1 protein-coding gene is annotated in these 214 nt (G+C 49.5%); it reads left to right on the forward strand.

Translation table 11 applies throughout. From position 1 onward, the window contains the following. Nucleotides 1-214 (forward strand): Ig-like domain-containing protein (locus AC0SAP_RS10475; RefSeq protein ID WP_473384120.1); only part of this gene is annotated, 214 nt, incomplete at both ends.

Raw genomic sequence — 214 nt, forward strand, 5'->3', positions numbered from 1 at the left:
TGTAGTAGCAGATCCTGAGAGTGGTGCTTATGAAGTTGAGCTTAGCCGCCCAGTGACCGATGGCGAAACAGTTGATGTTACGGCAACGGATAAAGCGGGTAATACTTCAGAAAGCACGCCTGTAACCGGTGAGAAAGATACAGTTGCACCAGAAGCACCGACAGCTGAGATCGATGAAGAGGGTCTTGTTGTTAAAGGTAACGCAGAGCCAGGT

Source organism: Ignatzschineria sp. PL_is040, from assembly GCF_055813795.1.